At 72.7% G+C, this 25,617-nt stretch carries 21 protein-coding genes; 16 read left to right on the top strand and 5 right to left on the bottom strand.

Going from position 1 to position 25,617, the window contains the following annotated elements; translation table 11 throughout:
* Nucleotides 1-105: 105 nt before the first annotated feature.
* Nucleotides 106-1,338 carry a cytochrome P450 family protein gene (locus QRN56_RS08225; RefSeq protein WP_285102333.1) on the top strand — a complete coding sequence of 411 codons (1,233 nt, stop codon included), beginning with the start codon at nucleotides 106-108 and terminating at the stop codon, nucleotides 1,336-1,338.
* Nucleotides 1,339-1,405: 67 nt separating this feature from the next.
* Here the strand turns inward: QRN56_RS08225 and QRN56_RS08220 are convergent, their stop codons facing one another.
* Complete coding sequence (locus QRN56_RS08220) at nucleotides 1,406-2,338, bottom strand: alpha/beta fold hydrolase (RefSeq protein ID WP_285102332.1); 933 nt, start codon at nucleotides 2,336-2,338, stop codon at nucleotides 1,406-1,408.
* A gap of 128 nt (nucleotides 2,339-2,466) precedes the next feature.
* Complete coding sequence (locus QRN56_RS08215; RefSeq protein WP_285102331.1) at nucleotides 2,467-3,459, bottom strand: alpha/beta hydrolase; 993 nt, start codon at nucleotides 3,457-3,459, stop codon at nucleotides 2,467-2,469.
* A 123-nt stretch (nucleotides 3,460-3,582) separates the two neighbouring features.
* On the opposite strand from QRN56_RS08215, the gene coaE reads away from it, so the two are divergent.
* From coaE to QRN56_RS08185, 6 genes are all read left to right on the top strand, one after another.
* Nucleotides 3,583-4,212 carry a dephospho-CoA kinase gene (gene coaE, locus QRN56_RS08210; protein WP_285102330.1) on the top strand — a complete coding sequence of 210 codons (630 nt, stop codon included), beginning with the start codon at nucleotides 3,583-3,585 and terminating at the stop codon, nucleotides 4,210-4,212.
* A 30-nt stretch (nucleotides 4,213-4,242) separates the two neighbouring features.
* On the top strand, nucleotides 4,243-4,929 hold the full coding sequence (locus tag QRN56_RS08205) for a pyroglutamyl-peptidase I (RefSeq protein ID WP_285102329.1): 687 nt from the start codon (nucleotides 4,243-4,245) through the stop codon (nucleotides 4,927-4,929).
* A gap of 91 nt (nucleotides 4,930-5,020) precedes the next feature.
* Nucleotides 5,021-7,132, top strand: coding sequence for an excinuclease ABC subunit UvrB (gene uvrB / locus QRN56_RS08200; RefSeq protein WP_285102328.1), 2,112 nt, complete (start codon nucleotides 5,021-5,023; stop codon nucleotides 7,130-7,132).
* Between the two features lie 134 nt (nucleotides 7,133-7,266).
* Nucleotides 7,267-7,695 (top strand): VOC family protein, encoded by a 429-nt coding sequence (locus QRN56_RS08195; protein ID WP_285102327.1) that lies wholly within the window; start codon nucleotides 7,267-7,269, stop codon nucleotides 7,693-7,695.
* Nucleotides 7,696-7,787: 92 nt separating this feature from the next.
* Entirely contained in the window at nucleotides 7,788-8,759 is a 972-nt protein-coding gene (locus QRN56_RS08190; RefSeq protein ID WP_285102326.1) for an NAD(P)-dependent alcohol dehydrogenase, read from the top strand.
* Nucleotides 8,760-9,016: 257 nt separating this feature from the next.
* Nucleotides 9,017-10,045, top strand: a complete 1,029-nt coding sequence (locus QRN56_RS08185) for a TerC family protein (RefSeq protein ID WP_285102325.1) — start codon at nucleotides 9,017-9,019, stop codon at nucleotides 10,043-10,045.
* A 90-nt stretch (nucleotides 10,046-10,135) separates the two neighbouring features.
* Here QRN56_RS08185 and QRN56_RS08180 read toward each other — a convergent pair whose 3' ends face one another.
* Both QRN56_RS08180 and QRN56_RS08175 read right to left on the bottom strand, forming a co-directional pair.
* On the bottom strand, nucleotides 10,136-11,002 hold the full coding sequence (locus tag QRN56_RS08180) for a hypothetical protein (RefSeq protein WP_285102324.1): 867 nt from the start codon (nucleotides 11,000-11,002) through the stop codon (nucleotides 10,136-10,138).
* Between the two features lie 137 nt (nucleotides 11,003-11,139).
* Entirely contained in the window at nucleotides 11,140-11,421 is a 282-nt protein-coding gene (locus tag QRN56_RS08175) for a YciI family protein (protein WP_285102323.1), read from the bottom strand.
* 89 nt (nucleotides 11,422-11,510) lie between these two features.
* Between QRN56_RS08175 and sthA the strand changes: the two genes are divergently transcribed.
* Nucleotides 11,511-12,929 carry a Si-specific NAD(P)(+) transhydrogenase gene (gene sthA, locus QRN56_RS08170; protein WP_285102322.1) on the top strand — a complete coding sequence of 473 codons (1,419 nt, stop codon included), beginning with the start codon at nucleotides 11,511-11,513 and terminating at the stop codon, nucleotides 12,927-12,929.
* Nucleotides 12,930-13,051: 122 nt separating this feature from the next.
* On the opposite strand, the gene QRN56_RS08165 is transcribed toward sthA, so the two are convergent.
* Complete coding sequence (locus QRN56_RS08165; protein WP_020014780.1) at nucleotides 13,052-13,288, bottom strand: hypothetical protein; 237 nt, start codon at nucleotides 13,286-13,288, stop codon at nucleotides 13,052-13,054.
* A gap of 219 nt (nucleotides 13,289-13,507) precedes the next feature.
* Between QRN56_RS08165 and QRN56_RS08160 the strand changes: the two genes are divergently transcribed.
* The 8 genes from QRN56_RS08160 to QRN56_RS08125 all read left to right on the top strand — a co-directional run bounded on the left by QRN56_RS08160 (nucleotide 13,508) and on the right by QRN56_RS08125 (nucleotide 25,552).
* On the top strand, nucleotides 13,508-16,288 hold the full coding sequence (locus QRN56_RS08160) for a tetratricopeptide repeat protein (protein WP_285102321.1): 2,781 nt from the start codon (nucleotides 13,508-13,510) through the stop codon (nucleotides 16,286-16,288).
* 81 nt (nucleotides 16,289-16,369) lie between these two features.
* Nucleotides 16,370-19,327 (top strand): excinuclease ABC subunit UvrA, encoded by a 2,958-nt coding sequence (gene uvrA / locus QRN56_RS08155; RefSeq protein ID WP_285102320.1) that lies wholly within the window; start codon nucleotides 16,370-16,372, stop codon nucleotides 19,325-19,327.
* A 253-nt stretch (nucleotides 19,328-19,580) separates the two neighbouring features.
* The gene (locus QRN56_RS08150; protein ID WP_285102319.1) at nucleotides 19,581-20,621 is read left to right on the top strand and encodes a C2 family cysteine protease; all 1,041 of its coding nucleotides are present in this window, start codon (nucleotides 19,581-19,583) and stop codon (nucleotides 20,619-20,621) included.
* Between the two features lie 29 nt (nucleotides 20,622-20,650).
* Nucleotides 20,651-20,950: a hypothetical protein gene (locus tag QRN56_RS08145; protein ID WP_285102318.1), complete on the top strand. Its 300-nt coding sequence runs from the start codon at nucleotides 20,651-20,653 to the stop codon at nucleotides 20,948-20,950.
* A gap of 63 nt (nucleotides 20,951-21,013) precedes the next feature.
* Complete coding sequence (locus QRN56_RS08140) at nucleotides 21,014-21,499, top strand: OsmC family protein (protein WP_285102317.1); 486 nt, start codon at nucleotides 21,014-21,016, stop codon at nucleotides 21,497-21,499.
* Nucleotides 21,500-21,595: 96 nt separating this feature from the next.
* Entirely contained in the window at nucleotides 21,596-23,587 is a 1,992-nt protein-coding gene (gene uvrC / locus QRN56_RS08135; protein ID WP_285102316.1) for an excinuclease ABC subunit UvrC, read from the top strand.
* Nucleotides 23,588-23,606: 19 nt separating this feature from the next.
* Nucleotides 23,607-24,545 (top strand): RNase adapter RapZ, encoded by a 939-nt coding sequence (rapZ, locus tag QRN56_RS08130; protein WP_285102315.1) that lies wholly within the window; start codon nucleotides 23,607-23,609, stop codon nucleotides 24,543-24,545.
* Nucleotides 24,542-25,552 carry a gluconeogenesis factor YvcK family protein gene (locus tag QRN56_RS08125; protein WP_502928766.1) on the top strand — a complete coding sequence of 337 codons (1,011 nt, stop codon included), beginning with the start codon at nucleotides 24,542-24,544 and terminating at the stop codon, nucleotides 25,550-25,552. Before rapZ ends, QRN56_RS08125 begins: the two co-directional genes overlap by 4 nt.
* Nucleotides 25,553-25,617 lie beyond the last annotated feature (65 nt).

Raw genomic sequence — 25,617 nt, 5'->3', positions numbered from 1 at the left:
TTACGCGTTCCTGGTCGGCCGTGATAGAAACCCTCGATCGGGCGTCTACGCAGGTCGCCCCATGAATCGATGGATGAGTCCATGAATAACGACGGGTGGAGTGCCATGCCTGACCTGGAGCCGCAACGCAGCGGGGGCCGGATGGCGCTGGTGGAGCTGACCGGCGCCGAGGACATGACGGCGGCGCTGCGCGAGCTGCAGGACCAGTGGGGCCCCGTGGCCCCCGTGGACCTGGAGCCGGGTGTCCCCGGCTGGCTCGTGCTCGGGCACGCCGAGGTCATGGAGGTGATGCGGACGGAGAGCGTCTTCGCCAGGGACCCGCGGCACTGGACCGAGCGGCTGCCGATGGACTCGTCGCTGCACGCGATCCTCTCCCCGGCCGGGCGGCGCGCCCTGTACTACGCCGACGGCGCGGAGCACCGGCGCCTGCGGCTGCCGGTGGACGAGGCGTTCGCCGCCATCGACGAGGCGCAGACGGCGGCCATGGTGCGCGGCGTCTGCGGCCGGCTCATCGACTCGTTCGCGGAGCGGGGCGACGCGGACCTGATCGGCGAGTACGCGGCCGCGGTGTCGTTCCTGGCCGTCTCGGGCATGTTCGGCTTCAGCGAGCCGCAGGGGATCGCCCTGCTGCGCTGCGCCCACGGCGTGTTCGGGCACGGCGGCGACGCGGTGGCGGCGCTGACCACGATGGACCAGATCGTGCTGGACCACGTGCAGGCCACCCGGCAGAACCCGGGGCCCAACCTGACCGCCAAGTTCGTCGCGCACCCCAACTTCGAGGACGACACGGAGATCGTGCACTCGATGGTGGTGGCGATCTGCGCCGCCAACGAGATGCTCGTGACCTGGATCGCGGCCACGCTGCGCCGCATGCTCACCGACCCGCGGTACACGGGTCGCGTCACGGGCGTGCGCCGCGGGCTGGACGACGCGATGGACGAGACGCTGTGGGGCGAGCCGCCCGTCGCCAACCTGCCGGCCCGGTACGCCGTCACGGACTGCACGCTGGGCCGGGCGCAGATCCGGGCCGGCGACGCGATCGTGATGGGCCTGGCCGCGGCGAACAACGACCCGCGGGTGCGCACCGAGGACGACCTGTTCGAGGCCGGCAACCGGTCGCACCTGTCGTTCGGCGTCGGGCCGCACGCGTGCCCCGCCCGCCGGCCGGGGCGGCTCGTGGTGAAGATCGCCGTGGAGAGCCTGATGGAGCGCCTGGACCTGCGGCTGACCGACCCGCAGGTCACGTGGGCGCCGTCGCCGTGGTCGCGCTACCCGGCCGTGCTGCCGGTGGCGTTCACGCCCGAGCGCAAGGTCGCGCGGACGCCGGCCCGGGTCTGAGCCCGGCGGCGCGCTCCGGCGGCTGCCCCCCACTCCGGCCACCTCCCGTCGACCGGCACGTCGCGCATCAGCGCGGCGATGCCGGTCGACGGGAGGTACGGCCGGCCGCCAGCCGGGTCACGTCGAGCACCGCCTGGACGAACGCGTCCGGTGCCTCCTGGGGGAGGTTGTGCCCGGCGTCCGGCACCCGACGGTGCAGGCGGGGGCCCGTGAAGCGGCTGGTGTCGGGGACCCCGTCGATCACGGGGAAGTTGCCGTCGGCGAGGCCGGCCAGGGTCACCGTCGGGACCCCGACCGGGGGCAACGGTGCGAGGGCGTGCTCGAAGGCGTCGTACTCCGGTGCGCCGGGTGCCGCGCCCAGCCTGTGCCGGTAGGAGTGCAGCACGACGTCGACGTAGTCGGGGTTGTCGAACGCGGCCGCCGCTCGGTCGAGCGTCGCCTGGTCGAAGTCCCACGCCGGCGAGTTACGGCGCCAGATCACCTCGGCGATCTCACGGCGGTTGGCCGTCAGGCCGGCCCGTCCGCGCTCGGTGAGGAAGTAGTAGAAGTACCAGAAGCCGGCCTCGAGGTCAGGACGGATGGGTCGCGCCGACGCGGCGACGTCCTGGATCAGGTAGCCGTTGACGCTGACGAGTCCCGTGACCCGCTCGGGCCGCAGTGCCGCCACCACGCACGCGGCGCGGCCGCCCCAGTCGTAGCCGGCGAGCACGGCCTCGGGGATCTCGAGGGCGTCGAGCAGGCCGAGGACGTCCGCGCCGAGCGCCGCCTGCTGGCCGGAGCGCGGCGTCCGGTCGTCGCGGAACCGGGTCGGACCGTGGCCGCGGAGGTAGGGCACGACGACCCGGTAGCCGAGCGCCGCCAGCCGGGGTGCGACGTCCACGTAGCTGTGGACGTCGTAGGGATATCCGTGGAGCAGGACCACTGCCGGACCGCCGACCGGCCCGTCCTCGACGTACGCGATGTCGAGGACGTCGGTGAGGGCATGCTGGATGGGGGTCATCGAGGTTCCTCTCGTCTCGCGCGCCGCGGCACGGCACGCTCACAACCGACCGACCGGGCAGGGGTCGGGTTCTGTGACACGACAGCCCGGTGACCCGGCCCGGGTCTGCGGACCCGGGACGCCCGGCCCTACCGGCCCAGCGAGTCGACGAACGTCCTGCTCACCTCGGAGATCCGGGACCGGGCCTCGTCGTGGGTGATCGTCGCGGTGCCGTCGCCGGGCTGCGGCCCGTAGTCGCCGAAGAAGGCGTGGACCGCGCCGCCCACCACGGTGTACGTGGTGGACGGCGGCAGGTTCGCCCGCGAGGCCTCGATCGTGGCGGGCGTGGCGAGGCCGTCCCGCGAGGCGGAGACGGACTCGACCGCCGGCGTCAGCGAGCTCAGGTCCTCGGCCGGGTAGGACGCGTACAGGAGCAGGCCGACGGCGGGCGCGTCGGCGTCGTCCGCCGCGCCGGCGGCGTCCGTGGACGCGACGACGCCGCCCAGCGAGTGCCCGCCCACGACCCAGCGCTCGGCTGCGGGCACCTCGGCCCGCGCGGCGTCGAACGCCCCGCCGGCGAGGAACGCGACGGCGAGCGGCTGCTTGGCGATCACCACCGTGTGCCCCGCCTCGGCCAGCGGGCGCAGGACCGCGGCGTACGCCCGTGCCTCGACCTTGGCCCCGGGGCGGAAGAAGACGGCGGTCCCGGCTGCGTCCCCGTCGGAGGCCGTGTCCTCCGCAGCGTCCCCGTCCGTCTCCCCGGCGGGCGCGAGCACGACGCGCGTCGCGGACTCGGTGACGGTCACGGACTCGTCCGAGTACATCGCGGTCAGCGCCGGCTCCACGGCCGTGAACAGGCGCAGCCAGGCCATGGCGGCGATCCAGACGAGCCCCGCGACGACCAGTGCCACGTCGAGGACCCGGCGTCCGGCCGGCCGGGCCGGACGCGGCCGGCGGCCCGGCCACAGCGCCCACCCGCAGCCCAGGACGGTCAGGCCCAGCAGCACCGCGTAGGCGGGATGCCCGTGCACCACCGCGCCCCACGCGGTCAGGCAGGCCCACAGCACGACGAGCAGCCCGGCGGCCGCGACCGCCCGGACGGTCCAGGTGAGCCATGCCGGCCGGCCCCTGTCGACGATCATCGTGCTCCTTCTGCCTGGCGTACTGTGGTCCCGTGCCCGTCCGGGTCGCGGGACGTGCGGTCACACCGTACGTGCGGACCGGGACCGCGGCAGAAATCCAACGATCCCGGCACTGAGGACCACATGTTCCGCATCGGACTGACCGGAGGGATCGCGGCCGGCAAGTCGGTCGCGACCGTGCGCCTGGCCGAGCTCGGCGCCGTCGTCGTCGACCACGACCTGCTGGCCCGGGAGGCCGTCGCGCCCGGCTCGGTCGGCCTGGCCGAGATCGTCGAGGCGTTCGGCCCGGGGGTCCTGACGCCGGACGGCGGCCTCGACCGGCCGGCCCTCGGGGCCCTCGTGTTCGCCGACGCCGCCGCGCGCAGCCGCCTGAACGAGATCGTCCACCCCGAGGTGCGTCGGCTCTCGGCGGAGCGCGAGGCCATGGCGGGCGCCGCCGACCCCGCCGCCGTCGTGGTGCACGACATCCCCCTGCTGGTCGAGACCGGGCAGGCCGAGCACTTCCACCTCGTCGTCGTGGTGCACACCCCCGCGGAGCTGCGCGTGCGCCGCCTCGTGGAGGGCCGGGGCCTGACCGAGGACGCCGCCCGCGCCCGCATCGCGGCACAGGCGGGCGACGACGAGCGGCTCGCCGCCGCGGACGTCACCCTCGACGGCTCGGGCAGCGAGGACGACCTGCGCTCCCAGGTCGATACGCTGTGGCAGCGCGTGGCCGGCGAGGTCGCGCAGGAGGCGGAGGCGGACACCGTGTGAACCGGGCCGCCCCGGGGAGGAGCAGCCACGATGAAGGTTCTGGTCACGGGGTTCGAGCCGTTCGGCGGTGACGCGGTCAACGCCTCCGCGGAGGCGGTCGCGGCGCTCGCGGAGCGCTGGGCGGGACCCGAGGAGCTGGTCACCGCCGTCCTCCCGGTCGAGTTCGACCAGGTCCGCGGCGCGGACGGCTCGCTGCTGAGCCTGCTGGACGAGCACGTGCCCGACGTCGTCGTGGCCGTGGGCCTGGCCGCCGGCGTCACCCAGGTGCGGGTCGAGCGGGTGGCGATCAACCTGATGGACGCGCGCATCCCCGACAACGGCGGCGCCCAGCCCGTCGACGCCCCGGTGGTCGAGGGCGGCCCCGCCGCCCGGTTCGCCACGCTCCCCGTCAAGGCGGCGGCCGACGCCGTCCGGGCGGCGGGCATCCCCGCCGGCGTCACGTACAGCGCCGGCACGTACGTCTGCAACGCCACCTTCTACGCCCTCCAGCACGCGCTGGCCGGGCGGCCCGGCGTGCTCTCGGGCTTCGTCCACGTGCCGCGCACCACGGAGGAGGTCGGCGCGGAGGCGTCGGCGTCCGCCCTCGTGGACGGCGGCGAGGCGCACCTCCCGGTCGGCGAGCTCGCCCGGGCCCTGGAGATCGTGGTGCGCACGGCGCTCGCGGCGGCCCGCGGCGAGGTCACGGAGCCGGCCGTGGCGGCGGGGACGCTGCACTGAGCGGGCGCTGAGCGGGCGCTGAGCGGGCCCGGACGGGGCCCGGACGGGCCCCGCGCACCGGAGTGTCAGTGGTCCGCCGTACGGTAGTGACATGCGACCCGTGACCGATCTGCAGCGCACGGTGGCCCCGTTCGAGGTCATCTCCGAGTACCAGCCCGCCGGCGACCAGCCGACGGCCATCGCCGAGCTGACCGAACGTGTCCAGGCGGGCGAGAAGGACGTGGTGCTGCTCGGCGCCACGGGTACGGGCAAGTCCGCGACCACGGCCTGGCTCGTCGAGAAGCTCCAGCGGCCCACCCTGGTCATGGCGCCCAACAAGACGCTCGCCGCGCAGCTCGCCACGGAGTTCCGCGAGCTGCTGCCCAACAACGCGGTCGAGTACTTCGTCTCGTACTACGACTACTACCAGCCCGAGGCGTACATCGCGCAGACGGACACCTATATCGAGAAGGACTCGTCGATCAACGACGAGGTGGAGCGCCTGCGGCACTCGGCCACCTCGTCGCTGCTGACCCGACGGGACGTCGTCGTGGTGGCCTCGGTGTCCTGCATCTACGGCCTGGGCACCCCGCAGGAGTACGTGGACCGCATGGTCCGGCTCGACGTCGGGGACGTCGTGGACCGCGACGACCTGCTGCGCCAGTTCGTCACCATGCAGTACACGCGCAACGACATGTCGTTCACGCGCGGCACGTTCCGGGTGCGCGGCGACACCGTGGAGATCATCCCGGTGTACGAGGAGCTCGCGATCCGGATCGAGATGTTCGGCGACGAGATCGAGTCGATCCAGACGCTGCACCCGCTCACGGGCGACGTGGTGCGCAGCGAGGAGTCGATCTACGTGTTCCCGGCCACGCACTACGTCGCGGGCCCGGAGCGCATGGAGCGCGCCATCGCCGGCATCGAGAAGGAGCTCGAGGAGCGGCTCGCCGAGCTGGAGAAGCAGGGCAAGCTGCTGGAGGCGCAGCGGCTGCGCATGCGCACCACCTACGACATCGAGATGATGCGCTCGATCGGCACCTGCGCCGGCATCGAGAACTACTCGATGCACATCGACGGCCGCGAGCCGGGCACCGCACCCAACACGCTGCTCGACTACTTCCCCGAGGACTTCCTGCTCGTCATCGACGAGTCGCACCAGACGGTGCCGCAGATCGGGGCGATGTTCGAGGGCGACGCGTCCCGCAAGCGCGCGCTCGTCGACCACGGCTTCCGCCTGCCGAGCGCGATGGACAACCGCCCCCTGAAGTGGGAGGAGTTCACCGAGCGCATCGGGCAGACCGTGTACCTCTCGGCCACGCCCGGCGACTACGAGCGCTCGCTGTCCGACGGTGTCGTCGAGCAGGTCATCCGCCCCACCGGGCTGATCGACCCCGAGGTGGTCGTCAAGCCGACGACCGGCCAGATCGACGACCTGCTGGGCGAGATCCGCGACCGGGTGGACCGCAACGAGCGCGTCCTGGTGACCACGCTGACGAAGAAGATGGCCGAGGACCTCACGGACTACTTCCTGGAGCGGAACGTCCGGGTGCGCTACCTGCACTCCGACGTGGACACGCTGCGCCGCGTCGAGCTGCTGCGCGAGCTGCGGCTCGGCGAGTACGACGTGCTCGTGGGCATCAACCTGCTGCGCGAGGGTCTCGACCTGCCCGAGGTGTCGCTGGTCGCGATCCTCGACGCCGACAAGGAGGGCTTCCTGCGGTCCGGGCGGTCGCTGATCCAGACGATCGGCCGCGCGGCACGTAACGTGTCGGGTCAGGTGCACATGTACGCGGACAAGATCACGCCGGCCATGCAGATGGCCCTCGACGAGACGAACCGGCGCCGCGAGAAGCAGATCGCCTACAACACCGAGCGCGGCCTGGACCCGCAGCCGCTGCGCAAGAAGATCGCCGACGTCACGGACATGCTCGCGCGCGAGGACCTCGACACCGCCGAGCTGCTGGCCGGCGGGTACCGCAACAGCCGCAGGTCGAAGGGCGAGGGCCGGGCCCCGGTGCCGGGCACGCCCAAGGAGGCCGCGACGTCGGGCAACCGGCTGGCGGGTGCCGCCGCGAGCGAGCTGGCCGAGCTCATCCAGGAGCTCGCCGACCAGATGCACGCCGCGGCCGCGGAGCTGCAGTTCGAGGTCGCCGCGCGCCTGCGCGACGAGATCTCGGGGCTCAAGAAGGAGCTGCGGCAGATGCAGGCGGCGACGGCCTGAGGCCGTCGCGGGCCGCGAGCGGGACAGGCAGACGGCACGGCAAGGACGGCAAGGCGGGCGGCACAGCAAGGACGACACGGACCCACGACACGGACCCACGACTCGGACCCACGACTCGGACGGAGTGCAGCGCCATGGCCCTGACGTTCCAGGTGACCTTCGACGCGGCCGACCCCCGCGCGCTCGGCGACTTCTGGTGCGAGGTGCTCGGCTACGTGCGCGACGCACCTCCCGCTGGCTTCGGCTCGTGGGAGGAGGCCCTGACCGCCTGGGGCCTGCCCGAGGAGCGGTGGAACGACAAGAACGCCGTCAGCGATCCGGACGGCGTGGGCCCGCGCATCTTCATCCAGAAGGTGCCCGAGCCCAGGACGGCCAAGAACCGTGTGCACCTCGACGTCGACGTGGCCGCCGGCCTGACCGGCGACGAACGGGTCGCGAAGATCCGCGCCGAGGCGGAGCGGGTCACGGCGCTCGGGGCCGGCGTCGTCAACGAGGCCACCGAGCTCGGTGAGTTCTGGATCGTGCTGCGCGACCCCGAGGGCAACGAGTTCTGCCTGCAGTGAGGCGCCGAGTTCATCCTTGACCCGCTCCCGGGGCCCGGTGGACCCTGATCGCGCAGGGTGGCAGCGCACGTCGGGAGAAGTGGCGGGGCCGGATGCGGGCACTCACGCAGGACAAGTACGGCTGGGACGCTCTCGCGGTGCGCGACGTCCCCGACCCGGTGCCCGGCGAGGGCCAGGTGCTGGTCCAGGTGCACGCGGCCGGCGTCAACCCCTACGACTGGCACTACGCCGCCGGGCAGCCGCTGATCGCCCGTCCGGCGCTCGGCGGTCTGGGCGGGCCGCGGCCCGCGGTGCGAGGCGCGGACCTCTCGGGCGTCGTGGTGGAGGCCGGACCTGGCGTCACGGCTTTCGCGCCGGGCGACGAGGTGTTCGGCTTCGGGACGGGCGGCACGTTCGCGGAGCTGGCGCTCGCGGACGTCGACAGCATCTCCCGCCGGCCGGTCGACCTCGCCCACGTCGAGGCGGCGGCGATGCCCATGGCCGCCGTCACGGCCCTGCAGTTCCTGCGCGCCGCCGAGCTCACGGCCGGGCAGCGCATCGCGATCACGGGCGCGGGCGGCGGGATCGGGCACTTCGCGGTGCAGATCGCGGCTGCCTGGGGCGCCCACGTGACCGGGGTGTGCGGCCCGCGCAACGCCGCGATGGTGCGCGAGCTGGGTGCGTCCGAGGTCGTCGACTACACGCAGGACGACGTCACGGCGGGCGAGCCCCGCTTCGACGTCGTCTTCACCAACGCCGGCCGGTACCCGCTGCGGGCGCTCGGCCGCGTGCTCGTGCCGGGCGGGCTGCTGCTCGCCAACGACGGGAGCCGGGAGGGGCTGCTCGGTCCGATGCCCGGGCTGGTGGTGGCGCCGCTGCTGTCGCGGCTGCGTCCGTACCGGATCGTGAACGTCACGGCGACCACGAGCGGCGAGGACCTGGCCGTGCTGGACGGCATGGTCGCCGACGGCGTGCTGCTGCCCATCGTGAGCGCCACCTACCCGCTCGAGCGCGCGGTGGACGCGATCCGGCAGGTGGCAGGGCACGGCCACGCGCGCGGCAAGCTCGTGGTCACGCTCGTCTGAACGTGCCGCAGATCACGTACGGGAACAAACCTGACGTCCCGTATGCTTTCCCTCCGTTGGAGGGGAGTACCTCGGAACGGCCCGGTCGTCATCACAGCTGCCGATGACGCCAGCTCGGCCTGGCCGGCTCGTGGTGCACCGGTGCGTGGTCTCGGCCAGGCTGGTGCACGGGCGGGCGAGGAAGACCTCCGGTGCCCTGCTGTGCTCACCGGAGGCTCGATGCGATCGCGCGTTCCTCCCTGTTCCGGAAGGAAACAATGGTCCACGAACTGCCCGTGACCTTCGAACTGATCTCGCTCGGCGCGATGGTCCTGCTGCTGGTCGCCGACCTCCTCATCGTCGGACGGCGACCGCACGTGCCGACCATGAAGGAGAGCGCCGTCTGGGTGAGCTTCTACGTGGGCCTCGCCCTGGTCTACGGCGTCATCGTCTGGGCCGTCGGCGGCGTGACCCCGGCGGCGGAGTTCTACGCAGGCTGGCTCATGGAGTACTCCCTGAGCGTCGACAACCTCTTCGTGTTCGTCATCATCATGGCCCGGTTCGCGGTGCCGCGTGACCAGCAGCAGAAGGTGCTCATGGTGGGCATCATCATGGCGCTGATCTTCCGTGCCGCGTTCATCCTCGCCGGTGCCGCCCTGATCGAGCAGTTCACCTGGCTGTTCTACCTCTTCGGCGCGTTCCTCATCTACACGGCGATCCAGCAGGCGATCCCGGAGAAGGAGGACGAGCACGACGACTACAAGGAGAACGCGCTCATCCGGGTGATGCGCAGGGTCCTGCCGCTGCACCACCAGTACAACGAGGGCAGGCTGACCACCACGGTCGACGGCCGTCGTCTGTTCACGCCGCTGATCATCGTCTTCCTGGCGATCGGCTCGACGGACGTGCTGTTCGCGGTCGACTCGATCCCGGCGATCTTCGGGATCACCAAGGACCCGTTCATCGTTTTCGCCACCAACCTGTTCGCGCTGATGGGCCTGCGCCAGCTCTACTTCCTGCTGGGCGGCCTGCTCGACCGGCTGGTGTACCTGCCCTACGCGCTCTCGGCCGTCCTCGGCTTCATCGGCGTCAAGCTGATCCTCGAGGCGCTGCACACCAACTCGCTGTCCTGGATCAACGGCGGCGAGGGTTTCCACTGGGCGCCCGAGATCCCGATCTGGCTCTCGCTCACGGTGATCGTGGTCTCCCTCGCGGTCGGCACGGTCGCGAGCCTGATCAAGTCCGCGCACGACGCGCGGATCGAGGCGGCCCAGCCGGCGCCCGAGCCGGAGGACGCGACGAAGTGACCGCCTGAGCGACTCCGGGCAGCAGCACGGCAGGCCGGCGGCCGCGTCCCTGAGGGGGCGCGGCCGCCGGCCGTTCGCTCTCGGTGCTGGTCAGACCACCGTGTAGTCGACCTCGATCGAGAAGATCTCCCGGTCCCCGGACCGGATGGTCCCGGTGAACGCCCGGCCGTGGACGGCGGGCTCGGCCGGGGCAGAGGGCTCGACGTCCACCGTGCAGAGCTCGCCGGCCGCGGCCAGGTTGTCCGCCCGCAGCCGGAAGAGCCCCGGCAGCCAGCGGGAGTCGGGGCCGGCGGCCGCCTCCAGCACGTGGTCGAAGAGCGCGAACGCGGCGTAGCCGGCCACGGACACGGGCAGCGCCGGATAGCTGTCGAAGTGTCCCCGGCACATCGACGCCTCGACCGCCAGCTTGGCCGTTGCGCTCCGGGTGTCGGTGGCGACGTCGACGAGCGGGGCGGGCAGGCCGTAGGGGTTGGCCGGCTCCGCCGCGTCGGGTGCCCGGGGCGGGCCCATCATGCGGCGGAAGACGGGCACGGACATGACGAGGTACTCGACGTCCATCTGTGCCACGAGGTTGCCGTGGGCGTCGCGCAGCTCGGTCCGGGCCTCGGCACGGTGCCGGCCCGTCATCTGCGCGCTCGCCGTCCCGGTGAGCGCGGTCAGGGGTCCGGTGGCCGGAAACATCCGGCCGACGCCGCGGTGCGCGAGGTAGTAGTGCCGCCTGGAGCTCGGGTTGGTCGTGGCCGCCGCGCACAGGCCGAGGATGGCGAGGTGCCGGCCGGCCTCCGCGATGTTGACCGGCGTGGCCTGCCGTCCCGTCGGCGACTGGACCGGGACCCGTGCGCTGGTGAGCCCGGGTTCCGGGCTGGTCAGCTCGCTGAGTGCGTAGTAGGGCGGCGTCACGCAGATGCGCGGGCCGATCTGGTCGTATCCCACCGATGTACCGTCGACAGAGGTCATGCAGTGCCTCCCCGAACCTAGTCAGCAGTGTTCGAACAGGCATCATGTGCACCATGGAGCGCGCCACGCCATGCTCGAAACGTGACTATTAAGTAAAAACCTCTGTATGGATGGGTATAGGGTGAATTTGGCGGGTGCTACTCGCCGAGGCCACCGATCACCACGTCCCACTGCCGCACGCCCCGCTCGGCGACCAGCCCGCGGAGCGCGAACGGGTCCTCGTCCAGGATCGCCAGCGCCGCGTCGGCCGACTCCGCCTCGAGGATCAGCAGGGCGCCGACCCCGCCGTCGACCGGGCCCGAGGCGCGCACGACGCCGTCCGTGTTGAGGGCGCGCAGGAAGGCGCGGTGGCTGGGGCGGACCTCGTCGCGGGTCGCGACGTCGTCGGAGTAGGTGTAGCTGACGGCGAAGATGCTCATGGGCGCAGCCTGCCATCCGCGCGGGGCAGCCGGTTAATTCTTGATGAAGACGCTCGTCACGGGCCGCCGTCGGCCGCCACACTCGGAGCATGGACGCACGTGAGAACCACTTCGACCTCGTCGTGATCGGCTCCGGCCCCGGCGGTCAGAAGGCCGCGATCGGCGCCGCCAAGCTCGGCAGGCGCGTGGCGGTGGTGGAACGGCGCGACCAGGTCGGCGGGGTGAGCCTGCACACCGGCACCATCCCGTCCAAGACCCTGCGCGAGGCGGTGCTGTACCTGACCGGCCTGCAGATGCGCGACGTCTACGGCTCCAGCTACCGGCTCAAGGAGCACATCACCGTCCCCGACCTGCTCGCCCGGCTGCAGCACGTCATCGGGCGGGAGATCGAGGTGGTGCGCAACCAGCTCGCCCGCAACCACGTCGAGACCGTCGTGGGCAGCGCCCGGTTCACCGGCCCGCACGACATCGAGGTGACCGACGCCGAGGGCGACGTCGTGCGCCGGCTGACCGCCGACAAGGTGGTCATCGCGGTCGGCACCGCGCCCGCCCGGCCCGCCAACATCGCGTTCGACGGCGTCCGCGTGGTCGACTCCGACGGCATCCTCGACGTCAGCCAGGTGCCCCGGACCATGGTCGTGGTCGGAGCCGGCGTGATCGGCATCGAGTACGCCTCCCTCTTCGCCGCGCTCGGCACGCGGGTCACCGTCGTCGAGGCGCGCGACCGGATCCTCGACTTCTGCGACTCCGAGGTGGTCGAGGCCCTCAAGTTCCAGCTCCGCGACCTGTCGGTGACGTTCCGGCTGGGGGAGACCGTCGCGTCGGTCACCGCCGGCGCGGAGGGCACCGTCACCGCCCTGGCCTCCGGCAAGCGGATCCCCGCCGACTGCGTCCTGTACTCCGCCGGCCGCCAGGGGTCCACCGACGGCCTCGACCTCGCGGCGGCCGGCCTGGAGGCGGACAAGCGCGGCCGCCTCCAGGTCGACAAGCAGTTCCGCACCGACGTCGAGCACATCTACGCCGTCGGCGACGTCATCGGCTTCCCGGCGCTCGCGGCGACCTCGCAGGAGCAGGGGCGCCTGGCGGCGTACCACGCGTTCGGCGAGCCCGTCTCGTCCGTGCTGGAGCTGCAGCCCATCGGGATCTACACGATCCCGGAGATCTCCTACTGCGGGGACACCGAGGACCAGCTCACCACCGCGGGCGTGCCCTACGAGGTGGGCGTCGCGCGCTACCGCGAGCTCGCGCGCGGGCAGATCGTGGGCGACTCCTACGGGATGCTCAAGCTGCTGGTCTCCACCGAGGACCGCAAGGTGCTGGGGGTGCACGTGTTCGGGACGGGCGCCACGGAGATAATCCACATCGGGCAGGCGATCATGACCACGGGCGGCACCGTGGACCACCTGGTCGACACCGTCTTCAACTACCCGACGCTCGCGGAGGCCTACAAGGTCGCGGCGCTGGACGCGACGAACAAGATGCGCGACGTGGAGCGGTTCGGGCTCTGATCCCGGGACCTGGCGCCCCGCGACCCGGCGCCCCGGGACCCGGCCGGGCGGACGGCGAGGGCGCCCGCCCACCATGTGGTGGACGGGCGCCCTCGGCGTGCTGAGCGGGCGGTGCGGCAGGTCTACTTGTCGCCGGCGATCGCGGGCACCTCGGCGTCCGCGAGGGTCACGAGCGCCTGGGCGTGCACGGCGTGCTGCCAGTTGCCCAGGTCCGCGACCGTCTTGATCTTGAGCTCGGCGAGCATCTCGTCGTGCTTCGGCGTGAGGCCGAGCAGCGCCGACGGCGGCGCCGCGAGGATCGCGGCAATGCTCTGGTCCTTGTAGGCCTTGTCGACGAGCTTGTTCAGGTTCAGGCTCACGTGCCTGCCTTTCGTCCGTGCGGTCGTGGATCGGCCGGATTCTCACCCGGCCGAGGGAAGGATGTCGCGATCGGGGGCGGTATGCAACTTTTGCCCGCATTGTCTGAGTGGCGCCGATCTGTCGGAACCCGCTTTGTTACCGGGGTGAATGAGTCGTCAGCTACCTCTTGAGTGTTGGACGTTCGTCCGGTTGACTTGGGCCTCGTGGTGGTCTCGGACGTGTCGACCAGGCTGGCTGCCGCGGTCCGGGCCGCCCGTACGGCGGTGGGCCGCGGCCCGCTCCCCGCTGCGATCTCGGACGTCCCGCACGACGACGTCCGGTGGCCGGCCGTCCTGCTCGACCCGGCCCGAGCCGTGGTCCCGTTCCTGGGCCGTGAGCGGGAGCTCGGTGAGCTCCGCTCCTGGGCGGAGACGGACGTGCCGATCAGCCTGCGCCTGGTCGTCGCCCCCGCGGGCTTTGGCAAGACCCGGCTCGCGAGCGAGCTCGGCGGCCGGCTGGGCGGGTCCGGCTGGACCGTCGTCCTGGTGCCGCGCGGCAAGGAGGCCGCCACGGTCCGCGCCCGCCCCGTCGGCGACGTGCTGTTCGTCGTCGACGACGCGGCGGCGCGGCGCGGCCTCGGCGCGATGCTCGACGCCCTGGCCCGCCCCGCCCGCGGCCGCACCCGGGTGCTCATGCTCGCCCGGGTCGCGGGGGAGTGGCTGCGCCGGCTGCGCTGGGGCTCGACGCTGTGGACGCAGCTCGGGCCGGGCGACGCCACGCAGACGGCGCTGGACGTCTCGCTCGCCCCCGACCTGACGGACGTCGCGGTGCTGGAGGCCGCGGTCGCCGCGTTCGCCGAGCACCTCGGCGTCACGGCGCCCGAGCTCGGGGACCTGTCGACCGACGAGCCCGACCATGGCACCCGCGTGGTCGACCTGCACGCGGCCGCGGCGCTCGCCGCCCTCACCGTGGCCGGCGCGCCGGTCCCGGCGGACGAGCCGAACCCGTTGCGCGGGCTCCTGGACGTGGCCACGGTCTCGTGGGCCGAGTCGGCGCGGGAGGCCGGGCTGGAGCTGAGCCTCGACGAGGTCCAGGACGTCGTCGCGGCGGCCTGCCTGCTCGGGGCGGACGACACGGCGGGCGCGCGCGACGTGCTGCGCCGCGTGGTGCCGGGCCTGCCGGCGCGCGCGGGCGCGCGCTGGCTGCTCGGGCTGCCGGCCGCCACCGCGGAGCTCGGGCCGAGTCCTGCCGGGCCCGACCGCCTCGGCGACCTGCTGGTCGTGGACCGGCTCGGCCGGTCGGTCTCGCTGGTCGGGTCGTGCACCTGGGGGCTGTCCCGCAAGGCGGCGCTGCGGGTGGTGCGGGTCGCCCGGCGGCTGGAGGTCGAGCTGTCCGAGGCGCCGGAGGCGACCGCGCTGGCGGGCGAGCTCCTGCGCCGGGCCGCCGACTCCTACGGCGACGACCCGCGCGCGCTGCGGACCGCGTTCCTGCTCAAGCAGCGGTCGGTCGTCGACGCCTCGGTCGACGACGTGTACCGGGGCGAGCGGGCCGTCGCGGTGGCGAAGGACGCCGTGGGCCGGGCGGAGGCGCTGGTCGACCTCGGGACGGCGCTGCGGGACGTGGCGCGGGTGACGGAGTCGCTGGAGGTGCTGGACTCGGCGGTCGAGGCCTGGCGCAAGATCGCCGCCGGAGACCCGGACCGCTACCGCACCGCGCTGGTCTCGGCGATCAACGCCCTGGGCAGCGCGCGCTGGCGGGCCGGGCACAGCCGGGAGTCGCTGGCCGCCCACCAGGAGGCGGTCGAGCTGTGCCGGGCGGCCCCGGAGCGCGACCGGGCCTGGGCCGAGGCCGAGCTGGCACGCGTCCTGATCAGCCTGAACGTGGTGCTCAACGACGCCGGCGCGCCCCAGGAGGAGGACGCGACCTTCGCCGAGCAGCTCCCGATCCTGCGGAACCTGGTGGCGCGCGACCCGCGGCAGTGGTCGGTGTTCCTGACCACGGCGCTGTCCAACCGGTCGGTGGTGCTCACCGAGAGCCGCCCGGAGGAGGCCGTGCCGTTCGCGCGGGAGGCGGTGGCGCTCAGCCGCGAGATGGTGCGGCAGGCACCGAAGCGGCACCGCAACGAGCTCGGGTTCGCGCTGACGAACCTGGCCAACGCGTACGCCGCGCTGGGCCGGGACCGCGAGGCGGTCGAACCGCTCGGCGAGGCGGTCGCCGTGCGGCGCGAGCTGGTCCGCGAGAACCCGGCCACGCACACCTGGACGCTCGCCTACAGCCTCGCGTCGCTCGGCGCGGTGCGCTCGCGGCTCGGCGACCTCGACGAGGCGATCTCGCTGGAGCGGGAGGCGGTGCTGCTGCGCCGCCGGCTCGCCCGGGAGCACCCGGCGCGGTACCGGCGCATGCTGGCGGCGTCCCTGTCCAACCTCGCGGTCACGCACTCCCGGGCGGGCGAGCCGGAGGAGGCCCTGCCGCTCGAGCGGGAGGCGGTCGCGATCCGGCGTGCCCTGGCCAAGGACGGCCAGCCCGGCGAGGACCACCTGGCGCACTCGCTCTCCAACCTGGGCGTGCTCTACGCCGAGCTCGGCCGGCCCGCCGACGCCGTGGCGCCCACCCAGGAGGCGGTGGGGCTGCTGCAGCAGCTCGCCGTGGAGGATCCCGGCCGGTTCGAGCCGCCGCTGGCCGACGCCCTGCTCAACCTCGGCGCCGCGCTCCTCGACGCGGGCCGCGCCGAGGAGGGCGTGGAGCCGACGACGGAGGCCGTGCGCCTGCGCCGGGAGCTCGCCGGGCGCAGCCCCGACGTGCACCTGCCGGGCCTGGCGTCCGCGCTGACCAACCTCGTCGCGGTGCACGTCGACCTCGGGAAGCCCGACACGGCGGCCGAGTACGCGCAGGAGGTCGTCACCGTGCGCCGCCGGCTCGTCGACGGCTCCTACGCCCACGAGCAGGACCTCCTGCGGGCGCTGGACCTGCAGGCCCGCGTGCGCCGGTCCGGCGCCGTCGACGGGCGCGCGATCCGCTGAACCCCGCGGGTGTGACGAGTCTCCCAGGTTGATTCGTAGAACACCCGTGCGAATGTCGGTGGTCCGCCCTAGGATGCCTCTGTGAGCAATCGTCTCGTCGTCTCCGGTGCCCGTGAGCACAACCTCAAGAACGTCGATCTGGACCTTCCCAGGGATCAGCTGATCGTGTTCACGGGGCTCTCCGGCTCGGGCAAGTCGTCGCTCGCGTTCGACACGATCTTCGCCGAGGGTCAGCGCCGGTACGTCGAGTCCCTGTCCGCCTACGCGCGGCAGTTCCTGGGTCAGATGGACAAGCCCGACGTCGACTTCATCGAGGGTCTGTCGCCCGCGGTGTCGATCGACCAGAAGTCCACCAACCGCAACCCGCGGTCCACCGTCGGCACCATCACCGAGGTCTACGACTACCTGCGCCTGCTCTACGCGCGGGCGGGCACGCAGTTCTGCCCGGTGTGCGGCGAGAAGGTGCAGTCGCAGACGCCGCAGCAGATCGTGGACCAGATCCTGGAGCTGCCGGAGAACACCCGGTACCAGGTGCTGGCGCCCGTCGTGCGCGGCCGCAAGGGCGAGTACGCGGACCTGTTCAAGGAGCTGCAGGCCAAGGGCTTCTCCCGCGCCCGGGTCGACGGCGAGGTGGTCCAGCTCACCGACCCGCCCACGCTCGAGAAGAAGCTGAAGCACGACATCGAGGTGGTCGTGGACCGGCTCGTGGCGCGCGAGGGCGTGCAGCGCCGGCTCACCGACTCGGTGGAGACCGCGCTCGCCCTGGCGAACGGCCTGGTGATGATCGAGCTGGTCGACGCCGACATCGACGACCTGGGCCGGACCCGCAAGTTCTCCGAGAAGCGGGCGTGCCCCAACGAGCACCCCCTGGCGCTCGACGAGATCGAGCCGAGGACCTTCTCCTTCAACGCGCCCTACGGCGCGTGCCCCGAGTGCACCGGCATCGGCTTCCGCCTGGAGGTCGACCCGGACCTCATCGTGCCGGACGACGAGCAGACGCTGCGCGGCGGCGCCGTCGCCCCCTGGGCGCAGACGTCGTCGGAGTACTTCGAGCGGGTGCTCTCCGCGCTGGCCGAGGAGATGAAGTTCTCCATGGACGTGCCGTGGCGCGCGCTGCCGGCCCGGGCGCGGGAGGCGATCCTGCACGGCCGCGACCACAAGGTGCACGTCAAGTACAAGAACCGGTGGGGCCGCGAGCGGCAGTACTCGACCGGCTTCGAGGGCGCGGTGACGTTCCTGGAGCGGCGCCACCGCGAGACCGACTCGGACTGGTCGAAGGAGAAGTACGAGGCCTACATGCGTGAGGTCCCGTGCCCGACCTGCGGTGGCGCGCGGCTCAAGCCGGAGGTGCTCGCGGTCAAGGTGGACGGCCTGTCCATCGCCGACGTCTGCCGCCTGCCCGTGGGGGAGGCCGCCGAGTTCCTCAAGGGCATCGAGCTCGGGGTCCGCGAGGCGCAGATCGCGACGGAGGTCCTCAAGGAGATCCACGCCCGCCTGGGCTTCCTGCTCGACGTCGGGCTGCACTACCTGACGCTGGAGCGGCCGGCCGGCACGCTGTCGGGCGGCGAGGCGCAGCGCATCCGGCTCGCGACCCAGATCGGCTCCGGTCTGGTCGGCGTGCTGTACGTGCTGGACGAGCCGTCGATCGGCCTGCACCAGCGCGACAACCGCCGGCTCATCGACACGCTCACCCGGCTGCGGGACCTGGGCAACACCCTGATCGTCGTCGAGCACGACGAGGACACGATCCGCGCGGCCGACTGGATCGTCGACATCGGCCCGGGCGCGGGCGAGCACGGCGGCGCCGTCATCCACTCGGGCGACTACGCCGGGCTGCTGGAGCAGCAGGAGTCGCTCACGGGCGCGTACCTCGCAGGCCGGCGCTCGATCCCCCTCCCGGCGCAGCGACGGCCCGTCGACGCCGGCCGGCAGGTCACGGTGGTGGGCGCGCACGAGAACAACCTGCGCGACGTCGACGTGTCCTTCCCGCTCGGCGTGCTGACCGTGGTGTCGGGCGTCTCGGGCTCGGGCAAGTCGACGCTCGTGAACTCGATCCTCTACACGGTCATGGCCAACCAGCTCAACGGCGCCCGCCGGGTGGCCGGCCGGCACAGGCGCGTGACGGGCCTGGACCAGCTCGACAAGGTGGTCCACGTGGACCAGGGGCCGATCGGCCGCACGCCGCGGTCCAACCCCGCCACCTACACGGGCGTGTGGGACCGGATCCGCAAGATCTTCGCGGAGACCGAGGAGGCCAAGGTGCGCGGCTACGGGCCGGGCCGCTTCTCGTTCAACGTCAAGGGCGGGCGCTGCGAGGCGTGCGCGGGCGACGGCACCATCAAGATCGAGATGAACTTCCTGCCCGACGTCTACGTGCCGTGCGAGGTCTGCCACGGCGCCCGGTACAACCGGGAGACGCTCGAGGTGCACTTCAAGGGCAAGACGGTGGCCGACGTGCTCGACATGCCGATCGAGGAGGCCGCGGAGTTCTTCAAGGCGTTCCCGGCCATCTCACGGCACCTGTCCACCCTGGTCGACGTCGGCCTCGGGTACGTGCGGCTCGGGCAGCCCGCCCCCACGCTGTCCGGCGGCGAGGCGCAGCGCGTCAAGCTGGCGGCGGAGCTGCAGAAGCGGTCGTCGGGCCGCTCGGCCTACGTGCTGGACGAGCCGACCACGGGCCTGCACTTCGAGGACGTGCGCCGGCTGCTCGGCGTGCTGCAGTCGCTGGCGGACAAGGGCAACACGGTCATCGTGATCGAGCACAACCTGGACGTCATCAAGAGCGCCGACTGGGTCATCGACATGGGTCCGGAGGGCGGCAGCGGCGGCGGCATGGTCGTCGCGCAGGGCACGCCCGAGGTCGTGGCCCAGGTCCCGGAGAGCCACACCGGCACGTACCTCGCCGAGATCCTCGACGGCCACGCGCCCGTGGACGCCGCGCCGACCAACGGGGCGCCGAAGGCCGCCAAGGGCAAGGGGGCCACGGCGAACGGGTCCGCGGCGAGCCGTACACGGCGCAAGGCCGCCGTCGCGGGCTGAGCGGACCGGCGCCCTCCTCTCGCCCGAGGGCCGGATCGAACCCTGACCTGGGTCCGGTCCGGCCCTCGTGCGTGCCGCGGACGTGCGTGCTTGCGGGCATTGCGTACGACGGGCGGGATGGGGAGAGGTACCCGGGCAGTATCGTGGCGGCGCCGCGTGGCGGTGCTCTACAGTGATCTCGACGACGAGGGGGCCTGGTATGTCGGAGATGTACGGCGCGGACATCAGCGCGCTTCGCACGCTCGGAAACACCATGGTTCAGCAGGGGGACGTGCTCGAGACCGCCGTCGGCCAGATCAACCAGGCCGTCTCCGCGACGGCGTGGTCCGGACCCGACCACGAGGGCTTCCTCGACGAGTGGCACACGACGCACTCCGGGGCCCTGCGCGCGGTCGCGCTGGGCCTGGCGGAGGTGGGCCGCCGGGTCATCGCGAACGCGGACGCCCAGGAGCGCACGAGCGAGACGTACGACGGCGCGGCCGGCGGTGTCACCGGCGGCGGCCGCGGCCCGGAGGGCACGGACCAGAGCTCGTCCGGCGGCCAGGGGGACAAGGACAAGGCGGCCGGCGACCTCGGCAAGCTGGAGGACGCCGGCAAGGTGCCGCTCGACGACAAGGCGATCGACGCGAGCCAGATCGAGCAGGGCAGCCTCGCGGACTGCTGGTTCCTCGCCTCGGCGGGCGCTATCGCCGAGCGGGACCCGGACTGGATCCGGGAGCACATCAAGCCCAACGACGACGGCACCTACACGGTGACGTTCTACGACGACGGCGAGCCGGTGCAGATCACCGTGGACTCGCAGGTGTACGAGAACGCGGCCGGGGACCCGAGCGGCGACCCGTCGTGGATCTCCATCTACGAGAAGGCCGCCGTCGAGTACCTGGGCGGCCAGTACGACGACATCGAGTACGACAGCGCGTCCAAGGCGCTGGAGATGATGACGGGCAAGGACACGTCCAGCGAGTCGCTCGACCCCGTCCTGCCGTGGGAGGACCCGCCCAGCCTGGAGTCGATCCGCGACCGGCTGGGCAACGGCGAGCCGGTCGTGGCCGCCAGCCCGGACGGCGGCGGCTGGTTCGGCGATCCCCCGCCGGACAAGGAGGTCGTCAACAACCACGTCTACGTCGTGGACAGCGTCTCGTCCGACGGCAAGACGATCACGCTGGTCAACCCGTGGGGCCCGAACGGCGGTACCGGTTCGGACGGCAACACCAAGCCGGGGACCATCACCATGTCGGCGGACGAGTTCTATGAGAACTTCGACTCCGTGACCTACGGCGAGTCGATGAAGTGACCGCCGTCGAGCGAGGGAGAGGGGCTGCCGTGGCCGACGACACGGGCCCGGGCGCGGGCGCGGGTCCCGTCGTGCGGGTGAAGCAGAGCGCGCAGGCGCGGTTCGGCGCCACGCGCGTGGGCGTCATGGTCGCCGGGCCGCGCGACGGCGTGCCGACGGCGCGCCTCCTGGTGCGGTCCGACGACGGGCGGCGGGCCACGGTCGACGCCGTCGTCGGCGACCGCGTGGACCTGTTCGGCGAGGGCGCGCTGGAGCTCGTCGGGGTGGAGGGCGGGCGCACGCCGAAGGAGCAGAGCGCGGTCACGGTCCGCCAGGTCCCGGCGGCCTGACCGGCCGGCGCGGCCGCCCGAGAGGCGTGGCCCTCGTCACCCCGCACGGCTAGGGTGAGCAGCATGAGCGGAGCCACGCATGACTACGCCGTGACGGTGCGGTGGACGGGCGCGGGGGACACGGGTACGTCGTCGTACACCGCGTACTCGCGCGACCACGAGATCGACCTGGCGCACAAGCCGCCCCTCCTGGGCTCGGCCGACCCGGCGTTCCGGGGCGACCCGGGCCGGTACAACCCCGAGGAGCTGTTCGTCGTCAGCCTGAGCCAGTGCCACATGCTGTGGTTCCTGCACCTGGCGGCCGAGTCGGGGCTGATCGTGCGGGAGTACTCGGACGCGGCGACGGGCACGATGCGCGTCGAGTCGCGGGGCGAGGGCGCGTTCACGGACGTGACGCTGCACCCGCGGGTCGTGGCGGACGCGGGCGAGCTCGCGACGGACGAGCACGTGGCCGCCCTGCACCACAAGGCGCACGCGATGTGCTTCATCGCGCGCTCGGTCAACTTCCCGATACACGTCGCGCCCGTGCCGCTCGCCGTCCCCGCCTGACCGGGGCGGCGCCGGCCGCGCCACGGGCGTCGTCGGCCCGGGTCGTCGTCCGCGTCATCGGTCCAGGTTGTCAGTGGCAGCGCATAGGTTGGTGCCATGGCGGATCCAGCAACCTATAGACCCAAGGCGGGAGAGATCCCGACGTCGCCCGGTGTCTACCGGTTCCGCGACGAGCACGGCCGGGTCATCTACGTGGGCAAGGCGAAGAACCTGCGCCAGCGCCTGGCGAACTACTTCCAGGACGTGGCGCACCTGCACGAGCGCACGCAGCGGATGGTGACCACCGCGGCGTCGGTCGAGTGGACGGTGGTGGGCACCGAGGTCGAGGCGCTCGCCCTGGAGTTCACCTGGATCCAGCAGTACGACCCGCGGTTCAACGTGAAGTACCGGGACGACAAGTCGTACCCGTACCTCGCGGTGACCCTCGGTGAGGAGGTGCCACGCGCCCAGGTGATGCGCGGGGCCAAGCGCAAGGGCACCCGGTACTTCGGGCCGTACGGGCACGCCTGGGCCATCCGGGAGACCCTCGACCTGCTGCTGCGGGTGTTCCCCATCCGCACCTGCTCCGCGGGGGTCTACAAGCGGGCGGGCCAGTCGGGACGTCCGTGCCTGCTCGGGTACATCGACAAGTGCTCGGCGCCGTGCGTGGGCCGCATCAGCGTGGACGACCACCGCGCGCTGGTCCTGGACTTCTGCGACTTCATGGCGGGCGACACCGCCAAGTTCGAGCGCCGGCTCACCAAGCGCATGCAGGAGGCCGCCGCCGAGATGGAGTACGAGCAGGCGGCCCGCCTGCGCGACGACATCGAGGCGCTGCGGCGCGCCACCGAGAAGAACGCGGTGGTGCTGGGCGACGCCACGGACGCCGACGTGTTCGCGCTGGTGGGCGACGAGCTGGAGGCCGCCGTCCAGGTCTTCCACGTGCGCGGCGGCCGCATCCGCGGCCAGCGCGGCTGGGTGGTCGAGAAGGTCGAGGACATCAGCGACGGCGAGCTCGTGGAGCACCTGCTGCAGCAGGTGTACGGGTCCGACCAGGACCTGAGCGGTCCCGAGGCCCGCGACGCCGTGCCCCGGGAGGTGCTCGTCCCGGTGCTGCCGCCCGACCTGGACCAGGTGGGCGCGTGGCTCACGGGCCTGCGCGGCTCGCGCGTGGACGTGCGCGTGCCGCAGCGTGGCGACAAGAAGGAGCTCGCGGAGACCGTCCGCAAGAACGCCGAGCACGCGCTGGTGCTGCACCGCACCCGCCGCGCGGGCGACCTCACGACCCGCAGCCAGGCGCTGCGCGAGATCCAGGAGGCGCTCGACCTGGAGTCGGCGCCCCTGCGTATCGAGTGCTACGACATCTCGCACACCCAGGGCACCTACCAGTCCGCGTCCATGGTGGTCTTCGAGGACGGGCTGCCCCGCAAGAGCGAGTACCGCTCGTTCAGCATCCGCGGGTCGGACGGCGACGGCGCCCGCGACGACACGCAGGCCATGCACGAGGTCATCACGCGCCGCTTCAAGCGGTACCTGACCGACCGGCTCAAGGCCAACGACGTCGAGATCTCGGCGGGGGAGGACCGCGCGGACGAGGATCCCGCCGGCGCCCTGCCCGGCGCGCTGCCGGGCGGCGAGGTCGCCGCCGACGCGCCGGAGGAGAAGGCCCGGTTCGCCTATCCGCCGAGCCTCGTGGTGGTCGACGGCGGGCCGCCCCAGGTCGCCGCCGCCAAGAAGGCGATGGACGAGCTCGGCATCACCGACGTCGCGCTCTGCGGCCTGGCCAAGCGCCTGGAGGAGGTGTGGCTGCCCGGCGAGGAGTACCCGGTCATCCTGCAGCGCTCCAGCGAGGGCCTGTACCTGCTGCAGCGCGTCCGCGACGAGGCCCACCGGTTCGCGATCACGCAGCACCGCCGCCGGCGCAGCAAGGGCATGACCGCCTCCGTGCTCGACGACGTCCCGGGGCTCGGGCCGGCCCGCAAGAAGGTGCTGCTCACCCACTTCGGGTCGCTCAAGCGGCTCAAGGCGGCGAGCGTCGAGGAGATCGCCAGCGTGCGGGGCATGGGGACCACGACGGCCGCGGCCGTCGTGGCCGCCCTCAAGGCCTGACGCTGGCATGCTAGGTGCCATGAGCAACACCGAGCCGTCCCCCACCACGGCCCCCGAGGGAATCGCCGCGGTCGAGGCCGCCACGCACACCCCCGAGCGCAGCGACCCGCAGGTCCTGGTGATCACCGGGATGTCCGGCGCCGGCCGGTCCCGGGCCGCCGCGGTGCTGGAGGACCTCGACTGGTACGTGGTCGACAACCTGCCGCCCATGATGCTGGTGCCCCTGGTCGACCTCATGGCCAAGGGGTCCAGCATCGAGCGCGTCGCCGTGGTCGTGGACGTGCGCGGCCGCCAGTTCTTCTCGGAGCTGGACAAGGTGCTCGTGCACATGACGGAGGCCGGGGTGGCCTACCGGATCCTGTTCCTGGACGCGAGCGACGAGGTGCTGGTGCGCCGCTTCGAGCAGGTGCGCCGCCCGCACCCGCTGCAGGGCGACGGCCGGATCCTGGACGGCATCGCCGAGGAGCGCTCCGTGGTCGCGACCCTCGCCGAGCGCGCCGACCTGCGGATCGACACCTCCGACCTGTCCGTGCACGACCTCGCCCGGGAGATCCGCGCCTGGCTCGCGCACGACGCGACCGAGCAGCTGCGCATCAACGTGATCTCGTTCGGGTTCAAGTACGGCATCCCTCTGGACGCGGACCACGTGGTGGACGTACGGTTCCTGGCCAACCCGTACTGGATCACCGAGCTGCGGCACCTGACGGGGCGTGACCAGCCGGTACGCGACTACGTCCTCGCCCGCCCGGGCGCCGTCGAGTTCGCGGACCGCTACGTCGAGGCCCTGGCACCGGTGCTCGCCGGCTACCTCAACGAGGAGAAGCGTTACGTGACCATCGCCGTGGGATGCACGGGCGGAAAGCACCGGTCCGTCGCCATGTCCGACGCCATCGCCGAGCGCCTGCGCGCCCGCGGGCAGCTCGTCTCCGTCTCGGCGCGTGACCTGGGCCGCGAATGATCCCGCACGCGCCGGGGGTGCCCGACGTCCCCGCCCCGGAGTGGAGCAAGAACCCGTCGGTCGTCGCCCTCGGCGGCGGCCACGGCCTGTCCGCCAGCCTGTCCGCGCTGCGGCTCATGTCGGACCGCCTCACGGCCGTCGTGACGGTGGCCGACGACGGCGGCTCGTCCGGCCGGCTGCGCGAGGAGCTGGACGTGCTGCCTCCCGGTGACCTGCGGATGGCGCTCGCAGCCCTGTGCGACGACTCCGAGTGGGGCCGGACCTGGAGCGCGATGCTGCAGCACCGGTTCTCGTCGTCGGGCGAGCTGGACAACCACGCCATGGGCAACCTGCTCATCGTGGCGCTGTGGGAGCTGCTCGGGGACCCGGTCGAGGGGCTGGACTGGGTGGGCCGCCTGCTCGGCGCGCGCGGGCGCGTGCTGCCGATGGCGTCGGTGCCGCTGGTGGTCGAGGCCGACGTGCGGCACACCGCGGTGCCCGGCGAGCCGGAGGCGCCGCTGGAGACCGTGATCGGGCAGAGCAAGGTCGCCGTGACCGAGGGCCGGATCGAGCAGCTGCGCCTCCTGCCCGCCGACCCGCCGGCGTCCCCGGAGGCCGTCCAGGCGGTGCTCGACGCCGACTGGGTGGTCCTCGGCCCCGGGTCCTGGTACTCGTCGGTGCTGGTCCACCTGCTGGTGCCCGCCCTCGCGGACGCCCTGCACGTCACCAAGGCGCGCCGCTGCGTCACGCTCAACCTCTCCGCCGAGAACGGCGAGACGGCGGGTCTGACCGCCGTCGACCACCTGGAGGCCCTGCACAAGCACGCGCCCGGCCTGCGGATCGACGCCGTGCTGGCCGACCCGTCCGCGGTCGAGGACGTCGCGGCGCTGGAGGCCGCGGCCGCGTCGATGGGCGCGCGCGTGATCATGCGCCAGGTGCGCCGCGGCGACGACACCGCCCGGCACGACGGGCTGCGCCTGGCCGCCGCGTACCGGGACGTGTTCGAGGGCGTCTACGGCGACGTCTGACCTGCGGTTCGACGCGGGGCCGGACGTCGGTGGGGCAGGACGGCGAGCCGGCTCCGTCCGCGATG

The sequence above is a fragment of the Promicromonospora sp. MEB111 genome (assembly GCF_030209445.1).
GTDB lineage: Bacteria > Actinomycetota > Actinomycetes > Actinomycetales > Cellulomonadaceae > Promicromonospora.
This window is presented reverse-complemented; position numbering and strand designations above follow the sequence as displayed.